Here is a 13451-nt window from a genome sequence, read left to right on the forward strand (position 1 = left end):
ATTTGCGCTTGCCACGAAAAACGGCGGCTGGCGTCGCCTGATGGGTTACGCGCGTTCGATATTCGAGTTCTTGCTCAAGGACTCTCGCGCTGCACCCATCCTACTCCAGGACCCCGAGAATCACGCTGGACGCCTTGAATATCGCCACGGCCTCGGCGCCGACGTCCAGGCCCAGGTCGTTCGCGCTTTCGTTCGTGACGATGGCGGCCAAGGTGGCGCCGCCTTCCAGGCCGATCAGGATTTCGCTGTTCACGGCGCCGGGGCGCAGCGCGGTGATCTTGCCCGGCAGCTGGTTGCGCGCCGATAGGCGCAGGCCGGGCCCGGGCGCGCCGACGATGACGGCCGAGGCCTTGACCAGCGCGATCGCTTCCTTGCCGACGGCCAGCCCCAGCTCCTGCGTGCTTTCGCGCGTGATGGTCGCGGTAATGGCGAGGCCGCCCGCGATGCGCAGCACGATCTCGTCGTTGACGGCCCCTTCGCGGATGCGGATGACGGTGCCCAGGAGTTTGTTGCGTGCGCTGGTTTTGAGCATGAAGCGCTTCATCAGGTCGATATCGCCGCTGGCATCCACGCCGGCGCGGGTCAGGTTTTCCATGAACTTGCGGTGCTCCGCCTCGAGCGCGCGGAAGGTCGCGATCAGGCGGCGGGCGCGGTCGGTCAGTTGCGTGCCGCCGCCGCCCTTGCCGCCGGCCGCCCGGATCACCAGCGGCTCGCCGGCCAGGTTGTTCATGGCGTCGATGGCGTCCCAGGCCCCCTTGTAGCTCATGCCCACGGCGCGCGCGGCGTTCGTGATCGAGCCGGTGGCGTCGATCTGCGCCAGCAGGTCTATGCGGTTCCTGCCGCCCCAGGTCTGGGCGCCGGAACGAAACCAAATCGAGCCGTCGAGTTCCAACATCGGTATAGGGCCTGTCGTCAGGGCAGGGTATGGGACAGCGGCCAAGTTTACTGGACGGGCGCTTCGCCGGCGCCGCGGCCGTTGCGATGAGAATGAGATTCTGTTGATATTTCGCAGGCTTCGCGGCACTATGGTCACGCCTTGGCTCTCGGAGAACACAACATGAAAGCGTTGAAATTGCTGGCGGCGGGTTCCATGACGGGGTTGTTGGCGGCGTGCGCGTCGGGCCCCACGGTGAAGGGCGACTACGATCACCAGGCCGACTTCGCCCAGTACCGCAGCTTTGGATTCATGTCGCCCCTGGGCACGGACCGGGCCGGCTACAGCACTCTGCTGACCGAGAGGCTGAAAACCGCCACGCGCGGCCAGATGGAGATGCGCGGCTATGTCTACAGCGCCTCCAACCCCGACCTGCTCGTCAACTTCGGCGCCAAGCTGCAGCAGAAGGTGCAGGTCACTCCCGCGCCGCCGATGGGGCCGTACTACGGCTACCGCGCCGGGTTCTATGGCGGCTGGCCCGGCTACGGCTGGGGCGACGACGTCTATCAATATACCGAGGGCACCCTGAACATCGACCTGGTCGACGCGCGCCGCAAGCAACTGGTGTGGGAAGGCGTGGCGGTGGGCGAGGTCCAGGACCAGGGCGTCGCGGGGTCCGCGCAGAGCGCCGAGAAAGTGGTTGCGCAGATCTTCGCCAAGTATCCGTTCCGGGCGGGCGTCGCCGCGCCGCAGTTGCCGGACAAGAGCAAACCGTAGGTCCCGTCCATACCCGAAGGAAGGTGGCATGAGCGCACGCCGCAAGGCTCCATCACAAGATACCGGCGACACGCCGTCCTATGAAGTCGTCGCCCTGGTGCTCCAGGGCGGCGGCGCGCTCGGCGCCTACCAGGCCGGGGTGTACCAGGGCCTGCACGAGGCCGGCATCCGGCCCAACTGGATTTCGGGCATATCCATCGGCTCGATCAACGCGGCCATCATTGCCGGATCCCCCGAGGACGAGCGCGTGGAGCGGCTGCGCGGCTTCTGGGAGAGCATCTGCCGGCCGGCGGCGTTCTCCTCCATGCCGTGGGGCGAGGCGATGGCGGACATGTTCGCGGGCCTGCCGTTCGGCTTCGGCTCGCCGGTCATGAACGGCCAGGTTTCGGCGTTGCAGGCCTTGTTTTCCGGGCAGCCGGGCTTTTTCAAGCCGCGTTTCCCGCCTCCCTACCTGGTGCATGGCAGGGGGGCGGCCTCCACGAGTTTCTACGACACGACGCCCCTGGCCGCAACCCTGCGGCAGTTCGTCGACTTCGACCTGCTCAATAGCGGGGCCGTGCGCGCCAGCTTCGGCGTCGTGAACGTGCGCAGCGGCAACTTCGCATATTTCGACAGCCTGAAAGACACCCTGCGCCCCGAGCACATCATGGCCTCGGGCGCCTTGCCGCCTGGCTTTCCGTCCGTCGAGATCGACGGCGAGCACTACTGGGACGGCGGCGTCGTGTCCAACACACCGCTGGCGCAGGTGCTGACCACGGACAATATGCGCGACACGCTGGCGTTCCAGGTGGACCTGTGGCCGGCGCGGGGCGGTCTGCCCACCTCGCTGGAAGAGGTGGCCGAGCGTCAGAAAGACATCCAGTATTCCAGCCGGACTCGTCTGGTAACCGACCAGTTGCGGCGCGTGCTGAAGCTGCGGCACGGCCTGCAGCGCCTCCTGGAGCGCCTGCCCGAATCCGAGCGCAACGCGGCCGACCTTGCGGACATCCGCAGGCTGTCGCACACGCCCGCCACCAACATCATCAACCTCATCTACGAGTCCAAGCACCGCGAGCGCTATTCCAAGGACTACGAGTTCGGCACCGAGGCCATGCGGGAGCACTGGGAGTCCGGGCTGGCCGACATCCGCCACACCCTGGCCAAGCCGGGCATTCTGGCGCGCCCCACCCAAGACAGCTGCTTCGTGACCCACGACATCCATCGCAACGGCAAGCGCGCCTGAGGCGCGCCGACTGTTGATTCCATGCACAAAATCCGCCCCCGCTTCCAGTTTGAGGCCGCAAAAGTCAGTGATTTCCCCAATAACTGAGTTACATTAACGGGCTATTCACGTGCCTTGATAACGCATGCTTTCATTTTGATCGCGGGCAAAAGTCGCGGTTAAATACTGCGATTGCTTGACGCGACTACGGTTTACAACGCTACGCGGGGGTTTCAATGCGGTTTTCGCCTAAACGTGTTTCGGGGCTGGCTTTCTCCGGTGGAGTCCTCGCGCTGATATTGGCGGGTTGCGGTGAAAAGCCGCAGATGAACCCCGGCATGCCCCAGGTCAGCGTCGTCACGATCCAACCGCAGCGCGCCCCCATCGTCTCGGAATTGCCTGGCCGCGTCGATGCCGTCCGGGATGCCCAGATCCGCTCGCGCGTCACCGGCATCGTGCAGAAGATCACCTTCGAGCAGGGTGGCGACGTCAAGGAAAACCAGCTGCTGTTCAAGATCGATCCGGCGCCCTACAAGGCTGCCTACGATCAGGCGACGGCGCAGCTCAAGCAGGCGCAGGCCAATTTGTTCAGCGCCAAGCTGTTGGCCGACCGCTACGCGCCGCTGGTCAAGGCCAACGCCGTCAGCAAGCAGGAATACGACAACGCAGTGGCCTCGTACCGCCAGGCGGATGCCTCTGTCGCCGCCGCCAAAGCCGCGCAGGACAATGCCGCGATCAACCTGGGCTACACCGACGTCACGTCCCCCATCACGGGCCGCATCGGCAAGCCGCTGGTCACCGAAGGCGCGCTGGTCGAGGCTACCTCCGCCACGCAGATGGCCATCGTGCAGCAGCTGGATCCGATCTACGTGGACTTCACCCAGTCCACCGCGGAACTGGCGTCGTTGCGCCGCGCATTCGCGAGCGGCCAGCTGCAGCAGGTCGGCAAGGACACCGCGCGCGCCACGATCGTCCTGGAAGACGGCACCGAGTACGGCCAGCCCGGCAAGCTGCTGTTCACGGGCATCACGGTAGACCCGTCCACCGGCCAGGTGAACCTGCGCGCCGAGGTCCCCAACCCCGATGGCATCCTGTTGCCCGGCATGTACGTGCGGGTGCGCCTGGAGCAGGGCGTGGACGACAAGGCCCTGATGGTGCCGCAGCAGGCGCTGCAGCGCACCGCGGACGGCATGCAGAGCCTGATGCTGGTCAAGGACAACAAGATCGAGCAGGTGCCCGTGACCACCGGCGGCGCCATCAAGAACGAATGGGTCGTCACCAGCGGCCTGAAGGCCGGCGACGTGGTGGTCGTGGAAGGCTTCCAGAAGATCCGCCCCGGCGCGCCGGTGCAGGTCAGCCAATGGACCAAGAAGGGCGGGGCGGCCGCGCCGGGCGCCCAGCCCGCGGCGCAACCGGGCGCCAAGCCGGCGGAACCCGCCCCGCAGCCTGGCGCCAAGCCGGCCGAGCCTGCGCAGCAGGACAAGGCCGCAGGCCAGAAATCTTAAGCGGCACGCGGCGCTTGCGCCGCGTTCCTCTTTCGTGAGCATCGCTTTCAGAGTCAGCCCACATGCCGCAATTTTTCATTGATAGACCGATTTTCGCCTGGGTAGTCGCCCTGTTCATCCTGCTGGCCGGGATCCTGGCCATCCCGAACATGCCGGTTTCGCAGTATCCGGACGTGGCGCCGCCCGCCATCACGATCACCGCCACTTATCCTGGCGCCTCGGCCAACGAAGTGGCCGAGCAGGTCACCAGCATCATCGAAGACCAGCTCAACGGCGCCAAGGGCCTGATCTACTACGAGTCGGTCAGCGATTCCTACGGCACTTCGACGATCACCGCGACTTTCGCGCCCGGCACCAATCCCGATCTGGCACAGGTGGACGTGCAGAACCGCGTGTCCAACGTGGTCGCGCAGTTGCCTACCGCCGTGCAGCAGCAGGGCCTGCAATACGAGCAGACCAGCACCGGCTTCCTGATGGTGGCGGCAGTGTCGTCCACGGACGGTTCGCTGGACCAGACCGCGCTGGCGGACTACATCACCCGCAACATCAAGAACCCGGTGTCGCGCGTGCCCGGCGTGGGCCAGTTCCAGCTGTTCGCCGCGCCGCGCGCCATGCGCATCTGGGTCGATCCGGCCAAGCTGGTGGGCTTCAACCTGAGCATGTCGCAGGTGAACCAGGCGATCTCCAGCCAGAACGTGGTGATTTCCGGCGGCAGCATCGGCGCGCCGCCCAATCCGGATTCGCAGCGCATCACCGCCACCGTCACGGCCAACGGCCAGTTGAGCACGGTGGAGGGCTTCGGCAAGATCGTCCTGCGCGCCAATACCGACGGTTCCAAGGTGCTGCTGCGCGACGTGGCCCGCATCGAAGTCGGCGCCGACAACTACCAGTTCGGGGCCCGTCTGAACGGCAAGCCGACGGCGGCTTTCGCCATCGTGCTGTCGCCGGACGCGAACGCGCTGGCGACCGCGCAGGGCGTGCGCCAGCAGATGGAAGAGCTGTCCAAGTACTTCCCGGGCAACATCACCTATTCCATTCCCTACGACACCGCGCCCTATGTGAAGGTGTCCATCGAGCAGGTCGTCCATACCCTGGTCGAGGCCATGGTCCTGGTGTTCCTGGTGATGTACCTGTTCCTGCAGAACGTGCGGTACACCCTGATCCCGGCGCTGGTCGTGCCGGTGGCCATGCTGGGGGCTTTCGCGGTCATGCTGGCGCTTGGCTTCTCCATCAACGTGCTGACCATGTTCGCCATGGTGCTGGCCATCGGGATCCTGGTGGACGACGCCATCGTGGTGGTCGAGAACGTCGAGCGGATCATGGCGACCGAGGGGCTGCCGCCCAAGGAAGCCACCAAGAAAGCCATGCCGCAGATCAGCGGCGCCATCGTCGGCATTACGCTGGTGCTGGTGACCGTGTTCCTGCCGCTGGCCTTCATGAGCGGTTCCGTGGGCGTGATCTACCGCCAGTTCTCCGTGGCCATGGCCGTGTCGATCTTCTTCTCGGCGCTGTTGGCACTGACCTTCACCCCGGCGCTGTGCGCCACCATCCTCAAGCCCGTGCCCAAGGGGCACCACGACGAGAAGAAGGGCTTCTTCGGCTGGTTCAACCGCAAGTTCGACGCCACCACCCATGGCTACCAGAACTGGGTGTCGCGCATCCTGCACAAGGGCGGCCGCATGATGCTGGCGTTCCTGCTGCTGGTCGTGCTCCTGGGCTGGCTGTACCTGCGCCTACCGTCGTCGTTCCTGCCCGAGGAAGACCAGGGCTACGTGGTCAGCAACATCGAACTGCCCACGGGCGCCACGGCGAACCGGACGGTCGAGGTCATCGAGCAGGTCGAAAAGTACTTCTCGGGCGTGTCCGCCGTTGAGAACGTCATCGCCGTGCAGGGCTACAGCTTCAACGGCAACGGCCTGAACGCCGCCATCGCGTTCGTTACGCTCAAGGACTTCAGCGAGCGCAAGGAGCGCAAGGATTCCGCGGGGGCAATCGCGTTCAACGCCTTCGAGAAGCAGTTGATGGGCATCCACGACGCGCAGGTGTTCACCCTGGTGCCGCCCGCCATCTCGTCGCTGGGCAACGCCACCGGCTTCGATTTCCGCCTGCAGGATCGCGGCGCCGCCGGCTCCGAAGCGCTGGCGGCGGCCACCGGCGAGCTGATGGGCATGGCCATGAAGAGCCCCGTGTTGTCGCAGGTCCGGATTACGGGCCTTGGCGCCGGCGCGCAGCTGAGCCTGACGATCGACCGCGACAAGGCGGCCGCGCTGGGCGTGGACTTCAACGAGGCGGCCTCGCTGATCTCCACGGCTGTCGGCTCCGCCTACCTGAGCAAGTTCCCCAACCTGGGCCGGATGCAGAACATCTGGGTGCAGGCGGACGCGCCGTACCGCATGCAGTTGAACGACGTGCTGCAGCTCAACGCGCGCAACGCCCAGGGCGGCATGGTGCCGCTGTCCACGTTCGTGAAGGCCGAATGGAAGCAGGGCCCCGTGCAGGTGGTGCGCTACAACAGCTACGAGTCCATGCGCATCAGCGGCGACGCCGCGCCGGGCTACACCACCGGCGAAGCCATGGCCGAGATGGAACGCCTGGTCGGGCAGCTGCCCCAAGGCTTCGGCTACGAATGGAACGGCCTTTCCTACCAGGAGCGCCAGGCCGGCAACCAGGCTCCCATCCTGATGGGCCTGTCGCTGCTGATCGTGTTCCTGGTGCTGGCCGCCCTGTATGAAAGCTGGGCGATCCCGATCTCGGTGATGCTGGTGGTGCCGCTGGGCATGCTGGGCGCCGTGGCGCTGATCAGCGCGCTGGGCATGTCGAACGACGTGTATTTCCAGGTGGGCATGGTGACCGTGATCGGGTTGGCAGCCAAGAACGCCATCCTGATCGTGGAATTCGCCAAGGACCAGTACGCCCGCGGCATGGGCCTGTACGAATCCGCGGTGGAAGCCGCCAGGCTGCGGTTCCGACCGATCCTGATGACGTCTCTGGCGTTCATCCTGGGCGTGGTCCCGCTGGCCATGGCGACCGGCGCGGGCGCCGCCAGCCAGAAGGCGGTGGGCCTGGGCGTGTTGGGCGGCATGCTGGCCGCCACGCCGTTCGCGGTGATTTTCGTGCCGACCTTCTTCGTCGTGGTGCTGGGCCTGTTCAAGACGCGGCCCCGCCTGCTGGGCGCCGAACTGCGCGCCTTCGAGGAAGAGCAGGCCGCCAAGAAGGCGGCCGCCCAGCCGGCGCCGGAAACCGCGCAACATCCCGCACAACCCAACGGTGGCCAGGAGGGCAAGGAATGAAAGCCCTGAAGTTCAGACAGACCGCCTTGTCCGCCTTCGTGGCGGTGGCGTTGGCCGGCTGCTCGCTGGCGCCCGATTACAAGCGTCCCGACGCGCCGGTGTCGGGCTTGTGGCCCGACCAGCCCAAGGTGCAGTACGGCGGCTACGCCAAGCCGACGTCGCTGGGCATGCAGCCCTCCACCGCGGTCATGCCGCAGGACGGCACGCCCGCGGCCGAACTGGGCTGGCGCGAATTCTTCCGCGATCCGCGGCTGCAGAGCCTGATCGAGCTGTCGCTGGCGAACAACCGCGACCTGCGTGTGGCGGTGCAGCGCGTCGAAGAGGCGCGCGCCCAGTACGGCATCCAGCGTGGCGCGCAATGGCCCAGCATCGGCGCCGGCATCCAGGGCCAGCGCCAGCACCTGCCCGCCAACATGCGGTCGCCGGGCGCCGGCTCCATCAGCAGCTCCTATCAGGCCGGCATCGGCCTGACCACGTTCGAGATCGACCTGTTCGGCCGGCTGCGCAACCTGTCCGAGGCGGCGTACCAGCAGTACCTGTCGACGGAGCAGGCGCAGAAAAGCGTGCACATCACGCTGGTCGGCGCGGTTGCGCAGTCCTATTTCAATCTGCGCGCCGCCGAGGTCCAGCTTGGCCTGACGCAGCGCACCCTGGCCTCGCGCCAGGAATCCTATGACCTCGTCAAGCGCCGATTCGACGGGGGCGTGGCCTCCGAACTGGACCTGAACCAGTCCAAGTCGCTGCTGGACTCGGCCTCGTCCGACCTGGCGCAGCTTGCCCGCGCCCAGGCGCAGGCAACGAATGCCCTGGTGTTGCTGGTGGGCACCCCGCTGCCGCAAGATCTGCCCGCGCCGGCCACGTTCGGCCGCGACCAGCTCCTGGCCACCGTGCCTGCGGGCCTGCCTTCCGACCTGCTGGAGCGCCGGCCGGACATCATGGCCGCGGAAAACCAGCTGAAGGCCGCCAATGCCAACATTGGGGCGGCGCGCGCGGCGTTCTTCCCGACAATTTCGCTGACCGGCCTGCTGGGCGTGGCAAGCCCCTCGTTGGGTGATCTGTTCAAGGGCGGCCAGGGCTACTGGAGCTTCTCGCCCTCGATCACCACGCCCTTGTTTGCCGGCGGCAGCATCCGCGAAGGGCTGAACCTGGCCAAGGCGCGCGACAACATCGCCGTGGCGCAGTACGAGCAGTCCATCCAGCAGGCGTTCCGGGAAGTGTCGGACGCGCTGGCGGGCGAAGCCACCTACGGCGCGCAGCTAGACGCGCAGCGCGCGTTGCAGGATGCATCGGCGCGCACCCTGGAGCTGTCGAATCTGCGTTATACCAATGGTATCGACAGCTACCTGCAGGTGCAGACCGCGCAGGTGGACTTTTTCAATGCCCAGCTAGCGCTGGTCCAGACCGGCCTCGCGGCGCTGATCAACCGCGTGGAACTCTACAAGGCCCTGGGCGGCGGCTGGGAAGAAACAACGAAAGTGCAATGATAGAACTTGGTGTAAACATCGATCACGTCGCCACGCTGCGGCAGCAACGCCACACGGCCTATCCGGATCCGGTCGCGGCCGCGTTGCGCGCGGAAGACGCCGGTGCCGACCTGATCACGCTGCATCTGCGCGAAGATCGCCGCCACATCCAGGACGCGGACGTCTACGCCATCCGTCCGCAGCTGCGTACCCGCATGAACCTCGAGTGCGCGGTCACGCCGGAAATGCTGGAGATCGCCTGCGCGGTCAAGCCCAACGACGTCTGCCTGGTGCCGGAAAAGCGCACCGAGCTCACGACCGAAGGCGGGCTGGAAGTGGCGGGCGCCATGGGCCCCGTGTCGGACGCGGTGGCCCTGCTGGCCGAGGCCGGCATCCGCGTATCGCTCTTCATCGATCCGGACCCGGCGCAGATCGCTGCGGCGGCCAAGGCCGGCGCGCCGGTGATCGAGTTGCACACGGGCGCCTACGCGGAAGCGGAAGGCGAGGCCGCAGAAGCCGAACTGCAGCGCCTGCGCGTGGCGGTAGCCGAAGGGCTGCGCCATGGCCTGCGCGTGAACGCCGGCCACGGCCTGCACTACGGCAACGTCGCGCCGGTCGCCGCGCTGGACGGAATTTCCGAGCTCAACATCGGCCATGCCATCGTGGCGCAGGCGGTGTTTGATGGCTGGGAGAAGGCCGTGCGCGACATGAAGGCGCTGATGGTGCAGGCCCGCCTGCAGGCGCTGCGCGGTCTGTGACCGCGGGCCCGTCCACCCGTTTCCGCCGCTTGCCGCGCGCCCACGCCGATGTCTGATACTCCTCGCGCCGCCGCCCCAGCAGGGGCCATCGCCGGCATCGGCATGGACCTTCTGCGCATCGACCGCATCGAACGCGCGCTGGCGCGCCACGGCGACCGCTTCGCCGAAAAGATCCTGGGCGTGGAGGAGTTGCAGAAGTTCCATGCCCGCCGCGCCCGCGACCCGGCGCGCGGCCTGCGTTTCCTCGCGACGCGCTTTGCCGCCAAGGAGGCGTTCTCGAAGGCGATAGGGCTGGGCATGCGCATGCCCATGACCTGGCGGCGCGTGCAGACGCTGAACGCGCCTGGCGGGCGGCCCGTGCTGGTGATCGCCCCCGAGCTGCAGGGCTGGTATGCCGAGCGCTTCGGCGCGGCGCACGTTTCCATTACCGACGAATCCGACATGGCCGCCGCCTACGTGGTGGTCGAACGCAAGCCCTGAGCCCCGGGCCCTGTGTCCGCCGGCGGCTTGCCAGACTTAGACAGAAGGACAGCCTGACATGGCCAAGAAGAAATCCAGGGCGGTCCTGCCGCCCGGCCCCGTGATGGTCGATGTGGCGGGATATGCGCTGACGAAGGAAGAAAAGAAGCGCCTGCGCCACCCGCTGGTGGGCGGGGTGATTCTTTTCGCCCGCAATTTCGAGAACCGGCGCCAGCTTACCGCCTTGACGCGCCAGATCCACAAGGCCCGCAAGGAACCGCTGCTGATCCTGGTGGACCACGAGGGAGGCCGCGTGCAGCGCTTCCGAGAGGACGGCTTCACCCCGCTGCCCGCGATGCGCGAACTGGGCGCGCTGTGGGAGCGGGATCCGCTCCTGGCGATGCGCCTGGCGACCGAGGCCGGCTATGTGCTGGCCGCCGAATTGCGCGCCTGCGGCGTGGACATGAGTTTCACGCCGGTGCTGGACCTGGACTACGGCGTCAGCAAAGTGATCGGCAATCGCGCCTTCCACCGCGATCCGCGCGTGGTCGCGATGCTGTCGCGCGCGCTCATCCAGGGCCTGCAGCTGGCCGGAATGTCGGCCTGCGGCAAGCATTTCCCCGGTCATGGCTTCGTGGAGGCGGATTCGCACCACGAGATTCCCGTGGACGAACGCCCGCTCAAGCGTATCCTTGAGGAAGACGGCGCGCCGTACGCCTGGCTGGGCGATTCCATCCTGCCGTCCGTGATGCCCGCGCACGTGATCTATCCCAAGGTCGACCGCCACCCGGCCGGCTTTTCCAAGCGCTGGGTGCGCGATATCTTGCGCAAGCGCCTGGGTTACGACGGCGTGGTGTTCTCGGACGACCTGACGATGGAAGGGGCCTCGGTGGCCGGCGATATCCTTGCGCGCGCCAACGCCGCGCTCGGCGCCGGATGCGATATGGTGCTGGTGTGCAACCGCCCGGATCTGGCCGACGAACTGCTGTCGCGCCTGGAATTCGAGCATCCGGCCGAGTCCGTGGCCCGGATCCGCCGCCTCATGCCGCGCTTCGCAGCGCCGGACTGGGACACCTTGCAGGCCGAAACCCGTTACCAGAATGCCCGACGACTTCAATCTCAAATCGTTCCTGGCTGACCTGCCGCATCTGCCGGGTGTGTACCGGCACCTGGATGCGGCCGGGGAAGTCATGTATGTCGGCAAGGCGCGCGACCTGAAAAAGCGCGTCTCGTCGTATTTCCAGAAGAACCTGTCCAGCCCGCGTATCGCCCAGATGGTGGCGAAGGTGGCGCGGCTGGAGGTGACCGTGACGCGCTCCGAGGCCGAAGCGCTGATCCTGGAAAACAACCTCATCAAGAGCCTGAAGCCGCGCTACAACATCCTGTTCCGCGACGACAAGTCCTATCCGTACCTGCTGATCACCGGCCATGCCTGGCCGCGCATCGCCTACTACCGCGGCGCCACCAACAAGCGCGGCCAGTATTTCGGCCCTTTCCCCAACGCCTGGGCCGTGCGTGAAACCATCCAGATCCTGCAGAAGGTATTCCGCCTGCGCACCTGCGAGGACACGGTCTTCGCCAACCGTTCGCGGCCCTGTCTGCTGCATCAGATCGGCCGCTGCTCAGCGCCTTGCGTGGGCGCCATCGAGGCCGGCGAATACGAGCGCGACGTGCAGCGCGCCGTGCGCTTCCTGAACGGGGAAGCGAAGGAGGTGATGGGCGAGATCGAGAACAGGATGCTGCAGGCCTCCAGCGAACTGCGTTTCGAGGAGGCCGCCGCGCTGCGCGACCAGATGGGGTCGCTGGCGCGCGTGCTGCACCAGCAGACCATGGAGAACGTCAGCGGCGAGGACACCGACATCATCGCGGTGGCGATCGCCGGGGGCAAGGTCTGCGTGAACCTCGCCATGGTCCGTGGCGGCCGCCACCTGGGCGACAAACCGTTCTTCCCGTCGCACGCCGAAGGCGAGGCGGCGGCGCAGGTGCTGGAGGCCTTCGTGGCCCAGCACTACACCGACAACGCCTTGCCCCCCGTGCTGGTCTGTTCGCACGCCTTGCCGGACGCGGGCCTTATCGACCTGCTGGTGGAGCAGGCCGGAGGGCGGCCCTCGCGGGTGCTGACGCGGCCCCAGGGCGCGCGCCGGGCATGGCTGGAGCAGGCTGGCAAGAATGCCGAGATGGCCCTGGCGCGAGCGCTGACCGAGTCCGGAGCCCGTGCGGCCCGCACCTTGGCGCTGGCCGAGGCTCTGGAATTGGACACCGACGAGACGGCGCTGGATGCGCTGCGCATCGAATGCTTCGATATCAGCCACACGGCCGGCGAGGCCACGCAGGCGTCCTGCGTGGTGTTCGAGCACCACGACATGCAGCCCTCGCTCTATCGCCGCTACAACATTGCAGGCATCACGCCGGGCGACGACTACGCCGCGATGCGCCAGGTGCTGACCCGGCGTTTCGCCAAGGTGGCCGACGGCGAGGCGCCCATGCCCGGCCTGGTGCTGATCGACGGGGGCAAGGGCCAGGTGGAAGTGGCGCGCAAGGTATTCGTGGAGCTGGGCCTGGATGTGCAGACGCTGGTGGGCGTGGCCAAGGGGGAAGGGCGCAAGGTCGGCCTGGAGACCCTGGTCTTCGCCGACGAGCGTCCGCCGGTCGCGCTGGGCGGCGAATCCGCCGCGCTGATGCTGATCGCCCAGGTGCGCGACGAGGCGCACCGTTTCGCCATCACAGGCATGCGGGCGCGCCGCGCCAAGGCGCGCAACGTGTCGCGGCTGGAGGAAATCGAAGGGGTCGGCGCCCGCCGCCGCCAGCGCCTGTTGGCCCGTTTCGGCGGCTTTTCCGGCGTGGCCTCCGCCAGCATCGAGGATCTGGCGTCGGTGGACGGCATCTCCCAGGAACTGGCCATCCGCATCTACGAAGCGCTGCGGTAAGGTGGGCCCCCACGCTGCGCAAGCTTCGCTTGCTTGCTGCCCCCCGAGGGGGCTGCGCCGCCTTGGGGCGGCCCGGCGGCGGCGCGGCTATTCTTCTGTGGGTCCCCAGGCTACGCACGCGTTGCGTGCTTGCTGCCCCCCGAGGGGGCTGCGTGTACAGACCGGGGACATAGGTAACAGGTGTACGGGAACATGGG

General features: G+C 67.0%; 10 protein-coding genes. 9 read left to right on the top strand and 1 reads right to left on the bottom strand.

Annotation, left to right across the window (positions count from 1 at the left end):
• Positions 1–100: 100 nt before the first annotated feature.
• Complete coding sequence (locus JL37_RS24245; protein WP_043547507.1) at positions 101–895, bottom strand: TOBE domain-containing protein; 795 nt, start codon at positions 893–895, stop codon at positions 101–103.
• Between the two features lie 162 nt (positions 896–1057).
• Here JL37_RS24245 and JL37_RS24250 point away from each other — a divergent pair, with 162 nt between their 5' ends.
• From JL37_RS24250 to uvrC, 9 genes are all read left to right on the top strand, one after another.
• Complete coding sequence (locus tag JL37_RS24250) at positions 1058–1651, top strand: DUF4136 domain-containing protein (protein WP_043547508.1); 594 nt, start codon at positions 1058–1060, stop codon at positions 1649–1651.
• 28 nt (positions 1652–1679) lie between these two features.
• Positions 1680–2873 carry a patatin-like phospholipase family protein gene (locus JL37_RS24255; protein ID WP_043547509.1) on the top strand — a complete coding sequence of 398 codons (1194 nt, stop codon included), beginning with the start codon at positions 1680–1682 and terminating at the stop codon, positions 2871–2873.
• Between the two features lie 215 nt (positions 2874–3088).
• Positions 3089–4357: an efflux RND transporter periplasmic adaptor subunit gene (locus JL37_RS24260; protein WP_043547510.1), complete on the top strand. Its 1269-nt coding sequence runs from the start codon at positions 3089–3091 to the stop codon at positions 4355–4357.
• A gap of 62 nt (positions 4358–4419) precedes the next feature.
• Positions 4420–7647, top strand: coding sequence for an efflux RND transporter permease subunit (locus JL37_RS24265; RefSeq protein ID WP_043547511.1), 3228 nt, complete (start codon positions 4420–4422; stop codon positions 7645–7647).
• A complete protein-coding gene (locus JL37_RS24270; protein ID WP_043547512.1) occupies positions 7644–9131 on the top strand; it encodes an efflux transporter outer membrane subunit in 1488 nt (495 codons plus the stop codon). Before JL37_RS24265 ends, JL37_RS24270 begins: the two co-directional genes overlap by 4 nt.
• The gene (pdxJ, locus tag JL37_RS24275; protein WP_043547513.1) at positions 9128–9868 is read left to right on the top strand and encodes a pyridoxine 5'-phosphate synthase; all 741 of its coding nucleotides are present in this window, start codon (positions 9128–9130) and stop codon (positions 9866–9868) included. Before JL37_RS24270 ends, pdxJ begins: the two co-directional genes overlap by 4 nt.
• 48 nt (positions 9869–9916) lie before the next feature.
• Positions 9917–10348, top strand: a complete 432-nt coding sequence (acpS, locus tag JL37_RS24280) for a holo-ACP synthase (protein WP_043547514.1) — start codon at positions 9917–9919, stop codon at positions 10346–10348.
• Positions 10349–10406: 58 nt separating this feature from the next.
• On the top strand, positions 10407–11465 hold the full coding sequence (gene nagZ / locus JL37_RS24285) for a beta-N-acetylhexosaminidase (protein ID WP_043547515.1): 1059 nt from the start codon (positions 10407–10409) through the stop codon (positions 11463–11465).
• Entirely contained in the window at positions 11428–13254 is a 1827-nt protein-coding gene (gene uvrC, locus JL37_RS24290; RefSeq protein ID WP_043547516.1) for an excinuclease ABC subunit UvrC, read from the top strand. Before nagZ ends, uvrC begins: the two co-directional genes overlap by 38 nt.
• Positions 13255–13451 lie beyond the last annotated feature (197 nt).

It is taken from the genome of Achromobacter sp. RTa (genome assembly GCF_000757485.1).
Taxonomy (GTDB): Bacteria; Pseudomonadota; Gammaproteobacteria; order Burkholderiales; family Burkholderiaceae_B; genus Achromobacter.